General features: G+C 62.7%; 17 protein-coding genes. 11 read left to right on the top strand and 6 right to left on the bottom strand.

Features of this window, described 5'->3' with window-relative positions:
• Window positions 1-136: 136 nt before the first annotated feature.
• From AC1RTB_RS23915 to AC1RTB_RS23890, 6 genes are read left to right on the top strand one after another with little or no spacing between them, the layout of a single operon-like run.
• Window positions 137-1,105, top strand: a complete 969-nt coding sequence (locus AC1RTB_RS23915; RefSeq protein ID WP_492881654.1) for an ABC transporter permease — start codon at window positions 137-139, stop codon at window positions 1,103-1,105.
• A gap of 16 nt (window positions 1,106-1,121) precedes the next feature.
• Window positions 1,122-2,072: an ABC transporter permease gene (locus tag AC1RTB_RS23910; protein ID WP_492881653.1), complete on the top strand. Its 951-nt coding sequence runs from the start codon at window positions 1,122-1,124 to the stop codon at window positions 2,070-2,072.
• Between the two features lie 6 nt (window positions 2,073-2,078).
• A complete protein-coding gene (locus AC1RTB_RS23905) occupies window positions 2,079-3,272 on the top strand; it encodes an amidohydrolase family protein (protein WP_492881652.1) in 1,194 nt (397 codons plus the stop codon).
• On the top strand, window positions 3,269-4,765 hold the full coding sequence (locus AC1RTB_RS23900; protein ID WP_492881651.1) for an amidohydrolase family protein: 1,497 nt from the start codon (window positions 3,269-3,271) through the stop codon (window positions 4,763-4,765). The genes AC1RTB_RS23905 and AC1RTB_RS23900 overlap by 4 nt, the downstream gene beginning before the upstream one ends.
• The gene (locus AC1RTB_RS23895) at window positions 4,758-5,741 is read left to right on the top strand and encodes an ABC transporter ATP-binding protein (RefSeq protein ID WP_492881650.1); all 984 of its coding nucleotides are present in this window, start codon (window positions 4,758-4,760) and stop codon (window positions 5,739-5,741) included. The genes AC1RTB_RS23900 and AC1RTB_RS23895 overlap by 8 nt, the downstream gene beginning before the upstream one ends.
• Window positions 5,738-6,718, top strand: a complete 981-nt coding sequence (locus tag AC1RTB_RS23890; RefSeq protein ID WP_492881649.1) for an ABC transporter ATP-binding protein — start codon at window positions 5,738-5,740, stop codon at window positions 6,716-6,718. Before AC1RTB_RS23895 ends, AC1RTB_RS23890 begins: the two co-directional genes overlap by 4 nt.
• Before the next feature lie 17 nt (window positions 6,719-6,735).
• On the opposite strand, the gene AC1RTB_RS23885 is transcribed toward AC1RTB_RS23890, so the two are convergent.
• The gene (locus tag AC1RTB_RS23885) at window positions 6,736-7,413 is read right to left on the bottom strand and encodes a GntR family transcriptional regulator (RefSeq protein ID WP_492881648.1); all 678 of its coding nucleotides are present in this window, start codon (window positions 7,411-7,413) and stop codon (window positions 6,736-6,738) included.
• Window positions 7,414-7,549: 136 nt separating this feature from the next.
• On the opposite strand from AC1RTB_RS23885, the gene AC1RTB_RS23880 reads away from it, so the two are divergent.
• Together AC1RTB_RS23880 and AC1RTB_RS23875 are read left to right on the top strand one after the other, a co-directional pair.
• Complete coding sequence (locus tag AC1RTB_RS23880; protein ID WP_492881647.1) at window positions 7,550-8,185, top strand: flavin reductase family protein; 636 nt, start codon at window positions 7,550-7,552, stop codon at window positions 8,183-8,185.
• Window positions 8,186-8,196: 11 nt separating this feature from the next.
• Complete coding sequence (locus AC1RTB_RS23875; RefSeq protein ID WP_492881646.1) at window positions 8,197-8,943, top strand: aspartate/glutamate racemase family protein; 747 nt, start codon at window positions 8,197-8,199, stop codon at window positions 8,941-8,943.
• 119 nt (window positions 8,944-9,062) lie between these two features.
• Here the strand turns inward: AC1RTB_RS23875 and AC1RTB_RS23870 are convergent, their stop codons facing one another.
• The gene (locus AC1RTB_RS23870) at window positions 9,063-10,538 is read right to left on the bottom strand and encodes an amidohydrolase family protein (protein ID WP_492881645.1); all 1,476 of its coding nucleotides are present in this window, start codon (window positions 10,536-10,538) and stop codon (window positions 9,063-9,065) included.
• 190 nt (window positions 10,539-10,728) lie between these two features.
• Between AC1RTB_RS23870 and AC1RTB_RS23865 the strand changes: the two genes are divergently transcribed.
• Together AC1RTB_RS23865 and AC1RTB_RS23860 are read left to right on the top strand one after the other, a co-directional pair.
• Window positions 10,729-12,297, top strand: coding sequence for an ABC transporter substrate-binding protein (locus tag AC1RTB_RS23865; protein WP_492881644.1), 1,569 nt, complete (start codon window positions 10,729-10,731; stop codon window positions 12,295-12,297).
• 116 nt (window positions 12,298-12,413) lie between these two features.
• Window positions 12,414-13,892, top strand: a complete 1,479-nt coding sequence (locus tag AC1RTB_RS23860) for an amidohydrolase family protein (protein ID WP_492881643.1) — start codon at window positions 12,414-12,416, stop codon at window positions 13,890-13,892.
• A gap of 12 nt (window positions 13,893-13,904) precedes the next feature.
• Here AC1RTB_RS23860 and AC1RTB_RS23855 read toward each other — a convergent pair whose 3' ends face one another.
• The 4 genes from AC1RTB_RS23855 to AC1RTB_RS23840 all read right to left on the bottom strand — a co-directional run bounded on the left by AC1RTB_RS23855 (window position 13,905) and on the right by AC1RTB_RS23840 (window position 18,695).
• The gene (locus AC1RTB_RS23855) at window positions 13,905-15,347 is read right to left on the bottom strand and encodes an amidohydrolase family protein (protein ID WP_492881642.1); all 1,443 of its coding nucleotides are present in this window, start codon (window positions 15,345-15,347) and stop codon (window positions 13,905-13,907) included.
• Entirely contained in the window at window positions 15,340-16,410 is a 1,071-nt protein-coding gene (locus tag AC1RTB_RS23850) for an amino acid ABC transporter permease (protein ID WP_492881641.1), read from the bottom strand. Before AC1RTB_RS23850 ends, AC1RTB_RS23855 begins: the two co-directional genes overlap by 8 nt.
• 23 nt (window positions 16,411-16,433) lie before the next feature.
• Complete coding sequence (locus AC1RTB_RS23845) at window positions 16,434-17,591, bottom strand: amino acid ABC transporter permease (RefSeq protein ID WP_492881640.1); 1,158 nt, start codon at window positions 17,589-17,591, stop codon at window positions 16,434-16,436.
• Between the two features lie 78 nt (window positions 17,592-17,669).
• Window positions 17,670-18,695: an amino acid ABC transporter substrate-binding protein gene (locus AC1RTB_RS23840; protein WP_492881639.1), complete on the bottom strand. Its 1,026-nt coding sequence runs from the start codon at window positions 18,693-18,695 to the stop codon at window positions 17,670-17,672.
• Window positions 18,696-19,483: 788 nt separating this feature from the next.
• On the opposite strand from AC1RTB_RS23840, the gene AC1RTB_RS23835 reads away from it, so the two are divergent.
• On the top strand, window positions 19,484-20,740 hold the full coding sequence (locus tag AC1RTB_RS23835) for an ABC transporter substrate-binding protein (protein WP_492881638.1): 1,257 nt from the start codon (window positions 19,484-19,486) through the stop codon (window positions 20,738-20,740).
• Window positions 20,741-20,758 lie beyond the last annotated feature (18 nt).

Raw genomic sequence — 20,758 nt, 5'->3', positions numbered from 1 at the left:
CGCCATTCGTGGCTCTCGTTACCGGCGACCGCGCTCGGGTGCCCAGCGGTGACACTGTTGCCCTTGGCCGCTTAGCGCATCAGCCCGCTTGCACGCTGAGCGAATTCCGCTCCCTGCCTAACTGACGAGGCTTCATATGCTGGTCTTCATCATCAGCCGCATTGCCAATGCCATCATGGTCATGCTTGCGGTTGCTATGCTCGCCTTCCTGATCTTTCGTCTTGCCGGCGATCCGGTCGAGCTCATGGTCACCGAGCAGACGACGCAGGCGGACCGTGACGCAATCCGCGAGCGGCTGGGTCTCAACGACAGTGTCGCCACGCAGTTCGTACGCTTCGTCGCCCATGCGGCGCAGGGCGATTTCGGCATCTCCTACCGCAATGGCCAGGATGTGCTCACCCTCATCGGCGAACGCTTCCCGGCAACGCTGGAGCTGGTGCTGGTGGCTACGCTGATCTCGCTGGTCGTCGGCCTGCCGCTTGGCGTGCTTACAGCAATCAAACGTGGGCGATGGTACACGGAGTCCCTGCAGTTTCTGTCGATCATTGGCGTTTCACTGCCAAGCTTCGTCGTCGGCATCCTTCTGATCCTGGTCTTCTCGGTCATTTTGGGCTGGTCGCCGTCCTTCGGCCGCGGAGATGTCGTCCAGATCGGCTGGTGGTCGACGGGCCTGCTGACGCCCTCGGGCCGCGCAGCGCTGATCCTTCCGGCAGTGGCGCTGTCGCTTTACCAGATCACTTTGATCATGCGCCTCGTCCGTGCCGAAATGCTGGAGGTATTGCGCTCCGACTATATAAAATTCGCACGCGCCCGGGGCATTCCGCGCTGGCGGGTCTATTTCCGCCACGCGCTCAGGAACTGCCTGATGCCTGTCGTCACCATGACGGCGATGAATATCGGTTCGCTGATCGCCTTTGCCCTGATCACCGAGACCGTCTTTCAGTGGCCGGGCATGGGCATGCTGTTCATCCAGGCCGTCACCTTCCTCGACATCCCTGTGATGGCCGCCTATCTCTGCATCATCTCCTTCATCTTTGTCGCGCTGAACACGATGGTCGATATCGCCTATGCGGTGATCGATCCGCGCCTGCGCTCCGCGCACTGAACCCGGGGACACGTCGATGACAACCGACACTTCCAAGCCAGCCATCGCGCCGCGCCCAGGCTTTATAAAGCGCCTCCGCAACAGCGATGTCTGGTGGTCCTTCACCCACAGCAAGTCGGCGATGATCGCGGCCATCGTGTTTGCGGTGCTGATCGCAACGGCGATCTTCGCTCCCCTGGTCGCGCCGCAGAACCCCTATGACGCCGCTCAGCTCGACATGTGGAAGGCGGAGCTTCCGCCGATCTGGGAACAGGGTGGCGAATGGCCTTATGTGCTGGGCACCGATACGCAGGGCCGCGACATGCTTTCGGCCATCCTCTACGGCACGCGCATTTCCATCGTGATCGGTCTTGCCTCAGTGGCCCTGTCGCTTCTGATCGGCATGACGGCTGGTCTTGTCGCTGGTTTTTTCGGCGGCTTCATCGACAACATCCTGATGCGCATCGGCGATATCACTCTGTCGATCCCCACCATCTTGATTGCGATCCTGGTGTCGACGGTGGTGCGGCAGTTGCTTCCCGCCGACCTGCGAGAGATTGGGGCCTCCGCCGTGCTGGTGCTGGCCATCTCGCTGTCGTCGTGGGTGCAATACGCGCGCACGGTTCGTGCGCAGACCATCGTTGAGCGCAACAAGGAATATGTCCAGGCGGCCAGGCTGCTGAAGGTGCCTTCGCGCCGCATCCTGGCACATCACATCTTGCCCAACACGCTGACGCCGGTGCTGGTCGCCGCCACGCTGAATTTCGGCATGGCGATCCTGACCGAAGCGACGCTGTCGTTTCTTGGCATCGGTATGCCTCCGGGGCAGCCATCCTTGGGAACGCTGATCCGCATCGGCAATCAGTTCCTGTTCTCCGGCTCGTGGTGGATCGTGCTGTTTCCGGTGATCCAGCTCTGCTTGCTCGTCGTCGTCGTCAACCTTCTGGGCGACTGGCTGCGCGACGTGCTCAATCCGAAACTGAGGTAAGCGTTCATGACTAATCTGTTGTTGCGCAACGTCCGCCCGCATGGGCGCGCGAACTGCGACCTGCTGATCCGCGACGGGCTGATTGTCGGTCTTGGTCACTTTGAAGCAGAGCCGGGCATGCCGGTCGAGGACGGTGGCGGCGCCATCGCCATTCCGGGCCTCATCGACGCGCATACCCATCTCGACAAGACGACCTGGGGATTGCCCTGGCACGAAAACAACCGCCGCGCGGTCCTGCGCGAACGCATCGACTTCGAGCGTGAAAACCGCATCGCTGTCGGCATCGATCCGCATCGCCAGTCGATGCGTCATGCGATCGGCCTTGCCGCGCATGGTGCGACCCATATCCGCAGCCATGTCGACATCGACCCTACCCACGGCCTGTCGATCGTCGAAGGCGTGATGGAAACCCGCGAGAAGCTCAAGGGCGTCATCGATATCGAGATCGTCGCCTTCCCGCAGTCCGGCCTCATGGTGATGCCCGGCACACTTGAACTGCTCGACGAGGCTTTGCGCCAGGGCTGCGAAGTGTTGGGTGGCATCGACCCATGCGGCATCGACCGCGACCCCAAGGGCCAACTGGATGCCATCTTTGCGCTGGCGGTAAAGCACCAATGCCCGATCGACATTCATCTGCATGAGGCGGGCGATCTCGGCGCCTTCACCATGGAGCTGATGTTCGAGCGCATCCGCGCCAATGGCATGCAAGGCAAGGTCGCCATCAGCCACGCTTTCGCGCTTGGCATGAACGACTATCTCCGCGTCGGCCAGCTCATCGACCAGATCGCACAACTCGACGTGGCGATCCTGACGACCGGCGCCCCGTCGGCGACGGTTCCATCGATCATGCGCCTGAAGCAGGCCGGCGTGCGCGTCGGTGCCGGCTGCGACGGCATCCGCGATACCTGGGGTCCCTGGGGCCAGCCCGACATGCTCGACCGCGCCAAGATCGTCGGCATGAAGAACGGCCTTCGTTCCGATATCGAACTGGAGCATCTGCTCCATATCGTCTCGCAAGGCGGCGCCGATGTCATGCGCATCGACGGCTATGGTTTGGCCGAAGGCTGCAAGGCGGACCTGACATTGCTCACCGGCGAGACGCTCGCGCATGCCGTCGTTGACGTTGCGCCGCGCCCGCTGGTCATCAAGGGCGGCCGCGTCACCGCGCGCAACGGCCAGGCCACGGTGCAAATGCCATGACGAAACAGGTTCTCGACACACTCGAACTCGGCAAGCGCCCTGAAGGGCGCACGCTGATCTCTGCTGCCTGGGTGCTGGGCAACAGGGATGGCGGACACCGCCTCATCCCCAATGGCCAGGTCGTCATCGACGGCGGCCAGGTGATCTTTGTCGGAACCGATTTCCCCGGCGAAGTGGCCCGCCGGATCGAGTTCGGCAACACGCTGGTCAGCCCCGGCCTCATCGATCTCGATGCGCTGTCGGATCTCGACACGACCATCCTGGGCATCGACCATCACCCGGGCTGGGCGAAGGGCCGGGTCTGGCCGCGCCACTATGTCGAGGCTGGTCCCTACGAGATGTACTCGGAGGAAGAACTGGCCTTCCAGAAGCGTTTCGCCTTTGGCCAGCTGCTTTTGAACGGCATCACGACGGCAGCACCGATCGCCTCGCTGTTTTACCGCGAATGGGGCGAAACAGTCGCAGAATTCGACGCGGCAGCCGAAGCCGCCGGCGAGCTTGGACTTCGGGTCTATCTCAGCCCGGCCTATCGCGCCGGCGGTATGGTGCTCGAAGCGCCGGGCCAGATGGAGGCGGTGTTCGACGAGGCGCGCGGCCTTGCCGGCCTGCGTGACGCCGTCGACTATATCGGCCGTCAGACTGGCCGCCACGGCGACCTCGTGCGCGGCCTTTTGGTACCGGATCGGGTCGAGACCTGCACCGAAGAACTTCTGCGCCAGACCCAGGCGGCGGCGGCCGAACTCGGCTGCAAGATCCGCCTGCACATGGCGCAAGGCGCGATGGAGGTCGAAACCGTACGCAAGCTGCACGGATCGACAGCTCCGGTCTGGCTGGCCAGCGCCGGCCTGCTCAACGACCGGCTGATTGCGCCGCATGCCACCAACGCCACCGACGAAGACCTCGGCCTCTACGCTGCCAACGGCGTGTCGATCGTGCATTGCCCGCTCGTTTCGGCGCGCGGCGGCAGCACGCTGGACTCGTTTTCCAAATGCCGCGAGCGCAGCATCAACATCGCCATGGGAACGGATACCACGCCGCCCGACATGCTGATGAACCTGCTTGTTGGCCTGATCGCCTGCCGCATCAACGACCGCGCCCCCGACCGCGTGCGCTGCGCCGACCTGTTCGACGCGGCGACCCTTGGCGGCGCCAAGGCGCTCGGCCGCGATGACGTTGGCCAGCTCGCGCCCGGTGCGCGCGCCGACATTGCAGTGTTCGGTCTTGATGACGCGGTCATGGCGCCGTCTATCGACCCCATCACGACGCTGGTTGTCGGCGGGTCGGGCAAGGTCACGCAAGCCGTCTTCGTCGACGGGCGCTTGTCTATGCGCTTCGGCGAAGTCGCCGGCATCGACATGAAGGCTGCGCGCCAGCGTGCGCAACGGCAGTTCGACGGCCTCATCGCCAAGTATCCGGAACGCAGTTGGGGCAATCCGCCGGTTTCGGAGATCTTTCCGCCCAGCTACCCCATCGAGGTCAGCACCAATGGCTGAAGCAGAAAAAGCCGTGCTTGAGGTCCGCAACCTCAAGGTGGAATTCCCCGGCCGCCGTGGCATCGCGACAGCACTCTCCGACGTCAGCCTGTCGATACGTCCAGGCGAGATCTTGGGTGTCGTCGGCGAGTCCGGTGCAGGCAAGTCGATGGCCGGTCTTGCGGTCCTGGGCTTGCTCGAACGGCCCGGCCGTATCGCCGGCGGCGAGATCTGGCTCGGCGACCGCCGCATCGATACGCTCGGCGACCGGGAGATGGAAAAAATCCGTGGCCGCGAGATCGGCGCCATTTTCCAGGATCCGCTGACCTCCCTCAACCCGCTGTTCACCGTTGGCGCGCAGCTGACCGAAACGATCCGGCTGCACCTTGGAATGAACAAGGCCGAAGCCACCGCACGCGCGATTTCGCTGCTGAAGGACGTCGGCATTCCCTCGCCCGAAGAGCGCATCAACCAGTACCCGCACCAGTTCTCCGGCGGCATGCGGCAACGCGTGGTGATCGCACTGGCGCTCGCGGCCTCGCCGAAGCTGATCATCGCCGACGAGCCGACCACCGCGCTTGACGTTTCGATCCAGGCGCAGATCACCTCGCTTCTGCGCAAGCTGTGCAAGGAAAAGCAGACAGCGGTGATGCTGGTGACGCATGACATGGGCGTCATCGCCGAAACCGCCGACAGGATCGCCGTGATGTATGCCGGTCGTCTCGTCGAGGTCGGGCTGGTCGAACAGGTTCTGCACGCCCCCCAGCACCCTTACACACGCGGCCTCATGGCTTCGATCCCAGCTCTTGGCGCACGTGTCGAGCGCCTCAACCAGATTGACGGATCGATGCCGCGGCTCGACGCGATCCCGGAAGGTTGCGCCTTCGGCCCCCGCTGCAAGGACGCCGGGCCGCGTTGCAGGCGCGAGCGGCCGAGCCTGCTTCCGGCAGGCTCCGGAGTCAGCGCGTGCTGGATGAATGCTGGAGGAACCGCATGACCGCCATGTCCGCGCAGAAGAATTCGGCGCTCAGCGTCGATCGGCTCGTCAAGACGTTCGACGTGTCGGCGCCATGGCTCAATCGCGTGATCGAGCGCAAGCCGCGGCAATATCTGCAGGCCGTCAACGACATCAGCTTCGAGGTTCCAAGGGGCGGCTGCCTGAGCCTGGTCGGCGAAAGCGGTTGCGGCAAGTCGACCGTCGCTCGCCTCGTGACAGGGCTCTATACGCCAAACAGCGGCAAGGTGAGTTTCGCGCTGGATCACGATGGCGAGCCGCTGTCGGCCCAGATGATCTTCCAGGATCCCTATGCGTCGCTCAACCCGCGCTGGCGGGTCAAGAACATCATCGCGGAGCCGATCCGCGAACTGAAGCTGCGCAACACCGCAGCCGAGGTCAACGAGCGGGTGGTTGAACTGCTGAAGACGGTGGGCTTGTCCGCATCGGATGGCGAGAAATTCCCGCACGAATTCTCCGGCGGCCAGCGCCAGCGTATCTCGATCGCCCGCGCCCTGGCGGGCGAGCCGCGCTTCCTGGTTTGCGACGAGCCGACCTCGGCGCTCGACGTGTCGGTGCAGGCCCAGGTGCTCAACCTGATGCGGGCCCTGCAGGACGAGTTCGGGCTGACCTATCTGTTCATCAGCCACGACATGAGCGTGGTTCGCCACATGTCCGACCGCATCGCCGTGATGTATCTCGGGCGTATCGTCGAGGAAGGCGATACGGAGGAGCTTTTCGCGCAGCCGCGCCATCCCTATACGCAGCTTCTGCTGCAGACGATCCCCAACATCGTAAGTCCCAGCAGGGATCGCGAGGTTGCCGGCGGCGAGGTGCCAAGTCCGCTCAAGCCGCCGTCAGGCTGCCCGTTCCATCCGCGATGCCCCATCGCCACAGCACTCTGCTCGGCAGAGCTTCCCGAAGTGCGCACGCTGGCCAGCGGAACGCGCGTCGCCTGCCACCTGGTGCGAGACGAATGATGTCGGCGCGGGCCGAACTACGCCAGCGCGGCCCGCAGATCGTGGGAGATGTCGCGCACTTCCCTCAGATCGAGTTCCGTTTCCACGTGCTCGAGATGATGTTCCATCAGGGCTGCCGCTCTCTTGAAGTTGCCCTTCGCAATCTCCTCGACGATTTCATCGTGCTCATCCGGTCCGCAGTTGAAACGGGCCGTGTTGCGGTAGACGGCAGTGATCAGGGAGGTGCGCGAGATCAGGTCGCGCATCATTCCAAACAGAAAATCGGAGCCGGAAATCTCGGCAAGCAGAAGATGGAAGCCGCCGGACAGCTTGATGATGTCGGTGGTGACATCCTTGGCACTAGCGGTCCGCTCCTGGGCAACGTGGCTGCGCAGGCGCGCGACATCAGCCTTCGAAATCGCGGTTCCGATCCGTTCGACAACGCAGGCCTCGACCGCACGGCGCACGGCGAATACGTCCCTGGCCTCGTCGACAGACGGCTGGCAGACAAAAGCGCCACGATTGGGGATGATCGTCACCAGCCCTTCGCGTTCGAGCGCCGTCAAAGCCTGGCGGATGCGCGCACGGCTGACATCGAAAATCGCGGCCAGTTGCCCCTCTTTGAGCTGTACACCCGGACGCAGCCGGCGCTCGGCAATCGAAAGCCACACTTTTTCGACAATCTGCTGGGTCGAAACGCTTGCTTGTTCGGTCATGAAACTATGCCTCCACCAAGGCCGACATTCGCCATGCGCAACAAAAAGTCAACATTTGCGTAGATTACCTGAATCGCATTTTGCTGACAATTATGTATCAGATTGTCTACCAAATAAAACAGGACTGAGAGGACGGATGGAGTTCGATTTTACGAATCTGGAGATGGAAAGCCGCTATCGCCTGCTTACCAACTTCATTGGTCCTCGGCCGATCGCGCTTGTCACCACCCGCTCGGTCACCGGGCGAAGCAACGCCGCACCGATGAGCTTCTTCAATGTCTTTTCGCATGAGCCCCCTATCGTCGTGCTCGGTATCCAGCCGCGCTTGTCGGGCGAGGAAAAGGACACGGTTGCCAACATCAGAAGAACCGGCGAGTTTGCGGTAGGCATGGTCGACATGGCCTTGTCGCAGCAGATGCTCGTTTGCGGCCTGGGGTTCGAAAGCGACGTCGACGAGCTCGAGATCGCCGGGCTTCCTACTGCCAAGGGCGCGCAGATCGATGTCGACTACGTCGCCAGCGCGCCTTGTTCCTTCGAATGTCGGGTCGAGCGGCTGATCGAGTTCCCGCGTCGCGTGCTCGTGCTGGGTGAAGTGGTCCACATGCATGTTCGCCGCGACTGTCTCGACGAGGCCGGGCGCTACGTCAACCCAGAGGTCTATCAGCCGATCGCCCGGCTGCATGCGGACAATTACATCACGTCCGATCGTCAGTTCGTGCTCAAGGCGCCGGCGATCGCGGATGTGCTCAAGGCAGCCGAAAGCGGCGAATAGGATTTACCAACGTGCATATTCGCCTGATCAATCCGAATTCAACGGCTTCCATGACCAAACAGGTGCTGGAAAGCGCGCTGCGTGTCGCAAGTGCGGGAACGCATGTGACAGCGGTGAACCCGACCAGGACGCCTGTCAGCATCGAGGGCAGCGTCGATGAGGCGGTGGCGGTGCCCGACATGCTGTCGGAGATCCGCAAGGGCGAAGAGCTGGGCGTCGATGCCTATGTGATTGCCTGTTTCGACGATCCGGGCCTGCACGCTGCCCGTGAAATGGCCAAGGGGCCAGTCATCGGCATCTGCCAGGCAGCCGTTCAGGTCGCCATGACGATCAGCCGCCGCTTTTCGGTCATCACCACGCTTCCGCGTTCGGTGCCAATCATCGAAGACATCGTCCAGGCTTATGGCGCCGGGCATCATTGCCGCGCCGTGCACGCGATCGACTTGCCCGTGCTTGGTTTGGAAGAGGATCCGGAAACCGCCGAGCGGCTGCTCATCGAGGTGATTGAGCGCTCAAAGGTCGAAGACCGGGCGGAAGCGATCATTCTGGGCTGCGCCGGCATGTCGAGCCTGTGCGAGCGCCTGGCCAAGGCAACGGGCGTTCCGGTCATCGACGGGGTGACGGCCGCGCTGAAGATCGCCGAAGCACTCGTCGGCGCCGGCTACTCCACCTCGAAGGTCAACGCCTATGACTATCCGCGCAAGAAAGAAGCGCCTGGCGCGGATATGCAGCCCCAGCGTCTGGCGGTGAACAGCTAGGGTCGGCGGCTGGCCCAAGGATCGCGCCGGCTCCGGCTGCCGGCAACGACCATCGCTCAACAATCGGTCCGCCGGGGTTACCCCAAGCGGACCGATTGGCGTTCAACCGGACACCGATTTCAGACAGCCGGAGGCGCAGGCGGTACCACCGGCTCGTCGAATGTCCGGCTCAGCTGTCCCCATCCGGGGCTATGCATATGCGCCTGCAAGCCCGCCCGTTCGACCAACGCCTGGGCTTCGTGCTCGCCGAAATCGAGCGCCTGCTCGACGTCAGTCGTCAGCACCTTGCCGCCTTCCATCAGGACCTTGCCATCGACGATGACGGTCTCGACGTCGCTGCCGAGAACCTGATGCGCGAGCCGATGGATCACCATCCAGTTCGGCGTCAAATGCGGCTGGCGCATGTTGATGATGGCGATGTCGGCCTTCTTGCCGACTTCCAGCGAACCGATTTCGTGCGCCATGCCCAGAGCCTTGGCCGCATCGATGGTGATCATCTCGAAAAGTTTGCCGGGGGGCAGCAGGTAGCGGTCGTGATTGGCCAGCAGATGCTGGGTATATTGCGCCAGGCGAGCCGTCTGGAACATGTCGAAGTGACGGCTGGGGGACACGCCATCGGTGGTGATGGCTACCGGCACGCCCCTGGCTATCATGTTGAGGATCGGCGTGGCACGGCCGGGCGGTGCGTGGGTGACATAGGTTCCGGTCTCGGCGAGGATGTCGATCTCCTGGTGCGAAATGCCCCAGCAGTGCTGCAAGTGCACATCTGGGCCGAGGATTGCATTTTCCTTGTCCTGGAATGCCATGCGGATCTGTCCGGCAAAGGCGTCGGAATGGATGCGCACGCCCCATTTCCGCGCTGTCTCGCGCACTCGCCGCGCCTGCATGCGGTCGTCAGCTGTCAGCTTGACCGCCTGGTCGGGCGTCGACATGTTCGACGGGTCGAGCGAGGGCACGATGGTGAACGGCGTCACGAACACCTTGATGCGCCCGTCGGCACTGCCGTTCAGCTCCTGGATCGTCGCCTCGGTGCCCTCGATCATCTCCTCGAACGAGACGTGCCGCCGCACCGGACTTCCAGTCTCCCAGCGCGTCACCGAATGCGGCCATGGCAGGCCCGCCGGGCCGACGCAGATGACTTCCCGTAAGCCGATCTCGCTATACGCCTTGGCGTGATTGCTGGCAAAGACCGGATCGTCGCTTCTTGGCATGGACGAGATGATGCTGACGCCTGTCGTGACGCCGGCGCGCAGGCGCTCGAGACCCGAAACGAGTCCGTCTGCATACCAGTAGTCGCGGGTCGTATAGTGGTGATAGGTCGGGGTTACGATCCGCATCCACATCGAATTGGTATCCGCCGCGATGCTGCGGATGAGCACATGGCCGGCATGTCCGTGCGCGTCGATGAGCCCGGGAATGATGAGCTTGCCGCGGCAATCCAGAACCTTCTTGTCTGGATGCCTCGGCTTGAGATCGCTGGCGGCGCCAATGTCGACAATCCTGTCGCCCGAAATGGCGATTGCCCCGTCTTCGATGATACGCCTGTCAGGATCGACGGTGACAATGGTGCCGTGGAGCAGTAGCAGGTCGTTCAAGCGATTTCCTCCCATTTTGCCGGGCCGCAACGTAATTGCGGCCACCGCCAGGCCCGCAGGCCCCGAATGGCCGCGCGCAGCTTTCGACCATTTTGCTACCGATGTCGGCAATTTGCGTCAACAATATTGTTGACAATCTTGCCATTCGTTACGATGCTGCAAGGCAGGAAGCGTGATCCTGGGAGGAAAAATGGCTCGCTTGAAAAGACTCATTCTCGGTGCAATGGCCGCAGCCGTCATGGCCGGACCGGTCAATGCGGAAACCCTGCGTTGGGGCGGTCGCGCCGACATCTATTCACTCGATCCGGACTCGATCGCGTCGACGTTCAACCTTTCGTTCCTCAACCATATCTATGAGGGGCTGGTCCGCTACGACGCTAGCTTCAAGATCGAGCCGGCGCTTGCGACCGAGTGGAAGCTCATCGACAACAAGGTCTGGCGCTTCACCCTGCGCAAGGGCGTCAAGTTCCACGACGGCGCGGACTTCACCGCCGACGACGTGATCGCCTCGCTTAACCGCGTCACCGATCCGACCTCGCCGCTGCGTGGCAACATCCCGCTCTACGTCAGCAGCAAGAAGGTCGACGACTACACCGTCGACGTCGAGGTCTCGGCGCCGACGTCGCTATTCCTCAATGACATGACCAACATCTTCATGTTCAGCGCGAAATGGCTGAAGGACAACAACTCCGAAAAACCGACCGCCGTCGACACGAAGACGGAGGGCTACGCGACCCACAACACGAATGGCACGGGCCCATTCAAGCTGGAGAGCCGCGTTGCGGACAGCAAGACCGTGCTGGTCGTCAACGACGCCTGGTGGGACGAGAAGAAGCACAATCTCGATCGCATCGAATACATGCCGATCGCCTCGGCGGCGACGCGCGTCGCAGCGCTGCTGTCCGGTGAAGTCGATCTGGTCGATTCCGCACCGATCCAGGACCTTCCCCGTCTCGAAAGCTCTCCGGGCCTCTCGGTCATGAAGCGCACCGAGTTCCGGACGGTCTTCCTCGGCTTCAACCGCAAGGAGAAGCTGCAGGACGGTCGCGCAAATCCGTTCAACGACGTGCGTGTGCGTGAGGCAGTCGAAGCGGCGATCGACCGCGACCTGATCAACGCCAAGGTCATGCGCGGGGTGGCCCGTCCGTCCGGCTCGCTGATCGCCCCTGAAATCTCGGGCTACGCCAAGTCGCTCGACACCTATAGCCCAGCCGATCCGGAGCGTGCCAAGAAGCTGCTTGCCGAAGCCGGCCAGGAAGGGCTTCAGTTCACCTATATGTGCTCCAACGACGAGAGCATCAACGAGGAGGACTTCTGCGTCGGCATCACAAACATGCTGAAGCGCGCCGGTTTCAATCCGTCGATCGATATCGCGCCGCGCGCCATCCAGTCGCCCAAGCGTACGCAGGGCCAGGCCGACATGTTCAACCTGAGCTGGGCAAACGAACCGACGCTGGACGCCTATTCCATCCTGGCCCAGGTGCTCTCCACCAAGACCGGCAAGGTCGGCGTGTCCAACTATGGCGGATGGTCCTATCCGGAGCTGGACAAGCTGGTCGAGCAATCGGTGCAAGAGCCCGACGTCACCAAGCGTCTGCAGCTGGAAGAAGCGGCCCTCAAGATCGCCAAGGACGATACGATCCTGATCCCGCTTCATCAGCAGCCGATTGCCTGGGCGATGCAGGACAAGGTCAAGAGCGTCGACTTCCGCTCTGACAACAAGCCCCGCCACTGGCTGACCCAGATGGCCGGCAAGTAAGCGCGGCCACCTTTCTCCCAAGCTACTGGGCGTTTCATCTCCTGATGAAACGCCCTTTCTTTTTGACCTCGCCATCCCCCGAGGTTGCGAGGACGCATCCAACGGAATGAACTGCCATGATACGCGCTACCGATCTCATCCTTGGCCAACGACCGGCAGGCCGCACGCTGATGACGGCCGACTGGCTGCTCGCCTATCACGGCGACGGCCATTGCCTGGTGCCCCGCGGCGAACTGGTGATGGAGGATGGCAAGGTCGTCTTTGCCGGTCGTCGCTTTGACGGCGAGGTTGCCCGCCGGATCGATTTCGGCAGCGCGCTGATCAGTCCCGGGTTGATCGATCTCGACGCGCTCTCGGATATCGACACCTACGGCCTGGTCACCGACAACCAGCCCGGCTGGGCCAGGGGCCGGATCTGGCCGCGCTCCTATGTCGAGCGCGGCCCCTACGAGATGTACTCTCTGGAGGAACTGGCCTTCCAGAAGCGTTTTTCCTTCGGCCTCCTGCTGCTCAATGGCATCACCTCGGCCGCCCCGATCGCCTCGCTCTATTATCGCGAGTGGGGCGAAACCGTCGCCGAATTCGATGCCGCGGCCGACGCGGCTGGCGACCTTGGGCTTCGCGTCTTTTTGAGCCCCGCCTACCGCTCCGGCGGCATGGTGCTGGAAGCGCCGGGCAAGATCGTGCCTATGTTCGACGAAGACAGAGGCTTTGAAGGATTGGCCGATGCCATCGGCTTCATCGAGCGCCAGCATGGCCGCCACGGTGGCCTGGTCAATGGCATGCTTGCTCCTGATCGGGTCGAGACAAACACCCTTGGTCTGCTGCAGCGGACGATGGACGCCGCGCGCGACCTCGATTGCCGCGTGCGGTTGCATATGGCTCAAGGCAAGCTCGAGCTGGAGACCATGAATCTCCTGCATGGCGCGACCGGTCCGCAATGGATGGCTGATCATGGCCTGCTGAACGAGCGCCTCATCGCGCCGCACGGCACCCACGCTTCGCAAGCCGATCTCCAGCTCTACGCGGAACACGGCGTGTCCATCGCCCACTCGCCACTGGTGTCGGCGCGCATGGGCAGCACGCTCAATTCGTTCGCGGCATGCCGCAAGCTGGGCATCAATATCGGCATGGCGACCGACACGGCCCCGCCTGACATGCTGATGAACCTTTTGATGGGGGTGGTGGGCTGCCGCATCAGCGAGAAAGCCTCTGACGCCGTGCTGAGCGCCGAGCTTTTCGATGCGGCGACCCTAGGCGGGGCGAAAGCGCTGGGGCGAACCGATATCGGCCGCCTCGCCCCCGGTGCCAAGGCGGATATTGCCGTGTTCCGCCTCGACGATCCCTACATGACGCCGACCATCGATCCGATCACCACGCTTGTGCTGGGCGGTTCGGGCAAGGTCACGCAGGCGGTCTTTGTCGACGGGCGGCTGTCGATGCTGGACGGCGAAGTAGCAAACCTCGATATCCGCACAGCGCGCGAGCGCGCGCAGCGCCAGTTCGAGGGCCTGATCGCCAAATATCCCGACAGAAGCTGGCAACACCCGCCAGTGTCCGAGATCTTTTCACCGAGCTATCCCATCCTGACCTGATGGGCAAAGCGGCTACCTTCCGAGTACGGGCAGCGACATCGGCGCCAGTTCGGCGATGTCGCGACGCCGCGGATCGAGCAAGCCCGCGCGGGCGGTGGCCCAGTCCTGCAGCGACTGCATTTCCCGCACAGCCCCATCGTAGTCCAGTTGCGTCGGCTTGCCCCGATCGACCGTCAGCCGTCCATCGACATAGACCCGTTCGACCGCGCGCTCGGCAGCACAGTGGAGCAGGCTGCGCAGCGGGTCGTAGACCGGACGCATCGACGGGGCGTCGAGGTCGATCACCAGCAGATCCGCCTTCGCGCCGACGCTCAGCCTGCCGATGTCGGACCGGCCGAGCGCGCGTGCGCCGGCAAGTGTGGCGGCATCGAAAATGTCGCCCGTGGTGATGTCGAAAACGCTTTTGCCGCCAAGCCGCGAGCAGATCAAGGCTTGGCGCATCTCCTCCAGCATGTTGAACGGGTAGCTGTCGGTGCCTATGGCAACGTTCACGCCGCCGCGGCGATAGTCGCCCAGCGTCTCCAGCGCCATGCCGCTGCGGGCAAAGGTCACCGGACAATGCGCGACAGACGTTCCCCGCCCGGCCAGCGTTGCAAGGTCGTTGCTGGTTCGCTGCCGCGTCCAGGAATGGTGGTCGGCGAAGATGCAGTGACCCAGAATGACATCAGTGCCGAGCACGCCGAGCTGGTCGAGATATTGCACCCCGGTCAGCCCGGTGCGGCGCAAAAGCTCTTCATGTTCTGCCATGGTCTGTGCGGTATGGATCGTGATGCGCATGCCGCGTTGCCGCGCTTCGCCGGCGGCATCGACCAGAAGGTCCGGACGGCAGGTTTCCACCTGCGACGGCGAGATGACGCCGTCCAGCCGCCCGCTCGGATGCGCCCTTGCCCGATCGGCAAAATCCAGCGCCCGCGCGAAGGCATCCCGGCCGGCCTTGTCGTCCCACACGTAGTCGAGCCGGTGGCTGTCGTGCACCACCCAGTCCGCCTGGCGGAAACCGGGCGCGAGGTAACCGCGCACGCCGCTTTGGGCCGCAATGTCGAGCCAGATGTCATGGGCGCCGGCGATATCGAGCACGGTTGTCGCGCCCGAGCGCATCAGGTCGCCCAGCATCACAGTCAGGCAGGCCGCGCGCGCGTCTTCGCCGCCGTCGATGACGCTGGAATACTCATACATGGCCTGGCCCCACAGGGCCGCGGTGCCGACATCCTCGAAAATGCCCTTGGCCATCGGCTCGTCATGCGAATGGCAATGGATGTCGATCAGGCCGGGCATGACCATCCGCGACCTGCCTGACAGCTCCGTCGTTGCCTGGCCCTCGAAGCGTGTGCCGACGCATATCAGCCCGGTATCGTCGAAGGCAACGTCGCCGCCGTGGCGGTAGACCTGCCGGTCGCCATCCGGGTCGTAGGCAACAATGGTTTCGACGTCGCGAATGACCGTGATTTCAGTCATGACCCACCCTGAATCGTTTTTCGAGATAGCGGCTATACGCGCCCATGAGCGCGCTGAACACGAAGTAGACCACGGCTGCGAATACATAGCCTTCCAGCACGGCGATGCCCTGCCAATTGGGATCGCGCAGTGCGGTGCGGACGGTACTCAGAAAATCCAGCAGGCCCACGATGGTGACCAGCGTCGTGTCCTGGAAGAAACCGATGAACAGCGACACCAGCGGAGGGATCACCATCTTGAGGGCCTGCGGAACGGTCACGAGCACGGTGTATTGCCAGTAGTGAAGTCCCAACGCCTGCGCGGCTTCCGTCTGGCCTCGCGGCAGCGCCTGCAGTCCCGCCCGCACGATCTCGGCGATGTAGGCGGCCGCAAACAGGATGATCGCCACCTGCGCCCGCAGCAGTTTGTCGATGGTCACCCCTTCGGGCATGAACAGCGGCAGCATGACCGAGGCCATGAACAAGATGCTGATCAGGGGAACGCCGCGTACCAGCTCGATGAAGGTGACCGCCAGGATGCGGATTGCCGGCAGGCTCGACAGCCGAGCGAGCGCCAGGAGGATGCCGAGCGGCAGCGCGCAGGCGAGCCCGATAAAGGTGAGCATGAACGACAGCGGCAGGCCGCCCCATTGCGACGTCGGCACGGAAGTGAGCCCGAACGCACCGCCGGCCATCAACAGGAACAAGATGGGCAGCAACACCACCCAAGCGACCAGCAGGGATCGCCCCCACAGGCGCGGAATGCCTGACACAGCCATGGCCGCGATGAATAACAGCGTCGCCAACAGCGGCCGCCATTGCTCGTCGAAAGGATAAATGCCGAACAGCATGTAGCGCAGCTTGGCGGCGAGGTAGGGCCAGCAGGCACCCGAGCTTGCCTTGCAGTCCTCGGGCGTGCCGTCGAACACCGCATTGACCAACAGCCAGCCCACCGCCACCTTGGCGGCGAATACCAGGACGGCAAGGCAGATTAGCGTCACGACCGTGTTGCCAGGCGTCCCGAAATAGGTCTTCGCCAGCGAGTTGCGGCGAGCAGGCGGGCGCGTGATGCGCTGGTCGGCCAATGTCGCGGTACGATCGCTCATGGCTAGCGGCCCTTCAGCGCGACATGCGCGTTGTACCAGTTCATCAACAGCGACGTCGCAAGCGAAAGGAACAGATAGACCAGCATGAACAGCGCGATCGGCTCGATGGCCTGTCCGGTCTGGTTCATGATGTTGTTGGAGACCATCACCAGGTCTGGATAGCCGATGGCGATCGCCAGCGAACTGTTTTTGAATGTCGTCACATAGACATTGGTCATCGGTGGCACGATGATCCGCAGCGCCTGCGGCAGGATGACAAGCCGCATGGTCAGGCGGTCTGACAGCCCCAGCGCTTGCGCGGCTTCACGTTGCCCCTTGCCGATCGCCAGGATGCCGCTGCGCACGATCTCGGCCACGGTCGCGGAAGCGCCGAGCGTCAGCCCGAGCAGCAAAGCGACAAATTCCGGCTTGAGATGCGCCCCGCCGGTCAGCCTGAACCGGCCCAGTTCCGGCCAGTCGAGCTGGGCACTGATGTCGAACGACATCGCAGCGACAATGACCGGGGCAACAAGCAGCGTGAGTGCAATCGGCCAGCCCGGCTTTGCTTTGCCAGTTGCAATGCGCCTGCGCTTTGCCATTGCCTGCCATGCAAGGGCGGCCGCCAGCCCCACTCCGACGGCTATGGCGACAGCCCAGAAGCCCGAATTCCAGACGACTGCCGGCACAACCAGCCCGCTGTTCGACACGTAGACGCCAGGCAGAAGCGTGATCGCCTGCTTGACCGGCGGCAGGGTGAAGATGATCGCCGAATACCAGAGGAACAGGTAAAGCAGCAGCGGCACATTGCGCAGCGCTTCGACATAAACCAGCATGAGCCGCGAAAGCAGCGGATTGCTCGACAGCCTGGCAATGCCGACAAGCGTGCCGATGATCGTTCCCAGCACGATCGCCAGCAGCGACACCTTCACCGTATTGAGCAGACCGACCAGCACGGCGCGCGCATAGCTGTCGGATGGCTCATAGGCGATCGGCGCTTCGCTGATGATGAAACCGGCCTCGCGGCCGAGATAGCCAAATCCGGTGGCAATGTCCTGCTGGGCGAGATTGCCGAGCGCGTTGTGAAGCAGATACCAGCCACAGGCGACGACGGCCGCAACACATATGACCTGGTATGCCAGCTCGCGAGCGCGCCGGTCTCTTAAAAGAACTATGGGCGACAAGCCGGCTGTCCTCAGGGAGGTCTGTTCCAGAAAACACGGCGCATGTCACACAGACATGCGCCGTATCGCCTCAAAACCTCACCTGAAGGGCGGCGGGTAAAGCAGACCGCCCTTGTTCCACAAGGTGTTCGGTCCGCGGCTCAGACCAAGCGCGGTCTTTTCTCCGAGGTTGCGGTCGAAGACCTCGGCATAGTTTCCAACATACTTGACGATGTTGTAGCCCCACGCCTTGTCGAGGCCGAGCATCGGGCCGAGTTCGTCGGTGACGCCAAGCATGCGCAGGATCTCCGGATCCTCGCTCTTGAGCTGCTCTTCGACGTTGGCCTGAGTGAGGCCCTTTTCTTCAGCAGCCATCAGCATCCACGCCGACCACGAGACGATGTCGCGCCAGTTGGAATCGTTCTGGCGCACCGCAGGGGCCAGCGGCTCCTTGGAGATGGTCTCCGGCAGGATCACATAGTCGTCCGGGCTTTTCGAGGCGGCGCGAATGGAGGCGAGGTCGGAGCGATCCGACGACACGGCGTCGCAGCGGCCCGAGAAGAAAGCGTTGTTGTTTTCATCCGGGTTTTCGAACACCACCAGCTCGAACTTCTTGCCTGTCGCGCGGAAGAAGTCGGCCAGGTTCTGCGCGGTCGTGGTGCCTGGCAATGTACAGACGGCGGCACCGTCGAGGTCCCTGGCGCTCGTGATGCCGAGGCTTTTCGCGACCATCAGGCCCTGGCCATCGTAAAAGACAGCAGGTCCGAAATCGATCCCGAGCGAGGCCTCGCGCGAGTAGGTCATTGTCGTCTGGCGCGAAAGGATATCGATCTCGCCCGACTGCAGGATCTGGAACCGCGTGTTGATGTTGGTCATCACGAAGTCGACCTTGTTGGGGTCGCCGAATACGGCTGCTGCGACAGCGCGGCAGACATCGACGTCGAAGCCGGCGAACTTGCCTTGCGCGTCCGCGAGGGCAAAACCTGTCGTGCCCATCGAAACGCCGCAGATCAGTTTGCCGCGCGCCTTGACCGCCTCCAAAGTCGACGCTGCCTCGGCTGCTACGGCGGAAGAGCCCAGTAGCAAAGCGGCAGCCGCAGCCATGCGGCATGCCCTACGGAACATTACCATTTTTATCCTCCCATTACGGTTCTGACGGATGCCCCGCCGACCGCTCCCTCTTCAACAGCCTGATCCAATCAAATTGCCGACAATTCTTCAACAGAATAATCGACAATAATTGTGCTCAATCTGCTTGGGCTCGATCAGAACCGTCCTGGCTCCGCGAGGAACGGTTTCCCTCCTTCCGGCAAGCACTCGCCAGGGGGAAATATCGTTTGGACGGCCGCGCGACGCCAGGAACTGTGCCGACTCAGGACCATCCCAACCTCGGCTAAGGAGCGCAAAGCCATGCGATCCCTCATAACGGGTAAAGTTTGCAGCGCACCCCTCGGTCGAGCAAAATTGGTCCGTCGAGCCTGCATCCCCTTCAACTGAAGCTGCCAAACTGATAAAGTAGAAGTTGTAATGCACCTCGGTGCACCCTGCGAGAGATGTGGGTTGCGACAACCCACGATCCGCGTGTCGATGTTGATGCTTTGGCGGTCCCAAGTGGCCCCTTGCGCTGACCACACATCCCCTTCTTACGTTGCCGATTGCAGCGGAGCTGCTCATGCGCTTCGTGATTGGTCAACGGTGCCTAGAAGCTTGTGCGTTCGAATGGACGCACAAGGGACACTCCAAGCCTTTGAATCTTCGCAGTGGAATCGATCGAGAGCAGAGCGGGCACAGAAGCAAAAAAACGAGCCGTCCGTCCCACTGCATGACTTGAGCGAGCGCCCTTGGGGCCCGCCCGACAGGCTGGAGCGGCAATGGGCAGCTCCGGATCAGGAGATGGGAAAGGGAGGAATACAATGATCAGCAAGCTTCTTTTCTCTGTAGCCTTTGCGCTGTCGTCGCTGATGGCGGCAAACGCCTGGGCCGATATAACCGTGCTCGTCCCTTCAGGAAGCGAGGGCGACGGCCTCAGGGCAGCCGCTGCCGACTATGCCAAGCTGAAGGGCACAAAAGTCGAGATCGTCCAGGCGCCCTACAGCAACGTCTTCGAGCAGGCCGCCAACGCCGGCCAGACCAAATCCGGCGCCTTCGACATCGTGCTCATGGACGATCCGTGGATTCCGTTCTTCGCGGAAAACGCCCACCTCGTGGACCTGACCTCGTACTTCAAGAATGCCGGGCTCAAAGGTCCTGACAGCGACTTCCTGTCGAAGTCTCTGGCGATCTGCCGCAATCCCTACAATACGGGCCCTTACGTATGCCTGCCCTATGTCGGAAACGCGCAGATGTTCTTTTATGACGCCGCCAAGTTCAAGGAATCCGGCGTCACCGCGCCCAAGACCTGGGACGACGTGCTCAAGGCAGCCAAGGCACTCTCCGACAAGGGCGGCGGCCGCTACTTCGGCTACGTCTTCCGGGGCGGCCAGGGCAACCCCGTGGTTGCCGACTTCATGCCGATCTTCTGGTCCTACGGTGCCGACATGTTCAACGCCGACCGCACCAAGGTGACGATCGACACACCCGAGGGTGCTGCCGCGATGAAGACCTTCATGGCGCTGCGCGACGTCTCGCCAAAGGGTGTCGAGAGTTTCAACGCCAACGAGGTCGGCCAGGCCCTGGCGGCCGGCACCGCAGCCTCGTCGATCAACTGGCCGAACTGGGTCGCGACTTTTGAAGACCCCAGCCAGTCGAAGATGGTCGGCAAGATCTCCTACTCCGCCATCCCGGCCGGCACCAAGCCGGGCAGCTCGGAAATCGGCCACTGGACCATGGGCATCATGGCCGCGGCCAAGAACAAGCAGGAGGCGTTCGATTTCATGTTGTGGGCGACCTCGCCGGAACAGATAAAAATCTCGGCCGAGCGCGGCAACCCGCCGGTGCGCAAGTCGGTCTTCACCGATCCCGGATTGACCAGCCAGGAAAAATTCCGGCACTATCCCGTCCTCATGCAAGCGATCGAAGCCTCGACGCCGCGTCCGCGTCATCCGAAATGGCCGGAAATCGAGAATGCCTTCGGGATCGAGCTATCAAAGGCCGTGGCCGGCACGGAAACGCCTGCGGAAGCGCTGAAGAAATCCCAGGCGGCGGTCGAAGCGATAACCGGCCTCAAATAGCAGGCCGCTCGGTGATTG

Source organism: Aminobacter sp. GW821-FHT11F06 (genome assembly GCF_058808215.1).
This window is presented reverse-complemented; position numbering and strand designations above follow the sequence as displayed.

Coding starts and splice junctions, on each gene's coding strand:
- AC1RTB_RS23915 (WP_492881654.1), top strand. CDS start 137: ATGCTGGTCTTCATCATCAGCCGCATTGCCAATGCCATCATGGTCATG.
- AC1RTB_RS23910 (WP_492881653.1), top strand. CDS start 1,122: ATGACAACCGACACTTCCAAGCCAGCCATCGCGCCGCGCCCAGGCTTT.
- AC1RTB_RS23905 (WP_492881652.1), top strand. CDS start 2,079: ATGACTAATCTGTTGTTGCGCAACGTCCGCCCGCATGGGCGCGCGAAC.
- AC1RTB_RS23900 (WP_492881651.1), top strand. CDS start 3,269: ATGACGAAACAGGTTCTCGACACACTCGAACTCGGCAAGCGCCCTGAA.
- AC1RTB_RS23895 (WP_492881650.1), top strand. CDS start 4,758: ATGGCTGAAGCAGAAAAAGCCGTGCTTGAGGTCCGCAACCTCAAGGTG.
- AC1RTB_RS23890 (WP_492881649.1), top strand. CDS start 5,738: ATGACCGCCATGTCCGCGCAGAAGAATTCGGCGCTCAGCGTCGATCGG.
- AC1RTB_RS23885 (WP_492881648.1), bottom strand. CDS start 7,413: ATGACCGAACAAGCAAGCGTTTCGACCCAGCAGATTGTCGAAAAAGTG.
- AC1RTB_RS23880 (WP_492881647.1), top strand. CDS start 7,550: ATGGAGTTCGATTTTACGAATCTGGAGATGGAAAGCCGCTATCGCCTG.
- AC1RTB_RS23865 (WP_492881644.1), top strand. CDS start 10,729: ATGGCTCGCTTGAAAAGACTCATTCTCGGTGCAATGGCCGCAGCCGTC.
- AC1RTB_RS23860 (WP_492881643.1), top strand. CDS start 12,414: ATGATACGCGCTACCGATCTCATCCTTGGCCAACGACCGGCAGGCCGC.
- AC1RTB_RS23855 (WP_492881642.1), bottom strand. CDS start 15,347: ATGACTGAAATCACGGTCATTCGCGACGTCGAAACCATTGTTGCCTAC.
- AC1RTB_RS23840 (WP_492881639.1), bottom strand. CDS start 18,695: ATGTTCCGTAGGGCATGCCGCATGGCTGCGGCTGCCGCTTTGCTACTG.
- AC1RTB_RS23835 (WP_492881638.1), top strand. CDS start 19,484: ATGATCAGCAAGCTTCTTTTCTCTGTAGCCTTTGCGCTGTCGTCGCTG.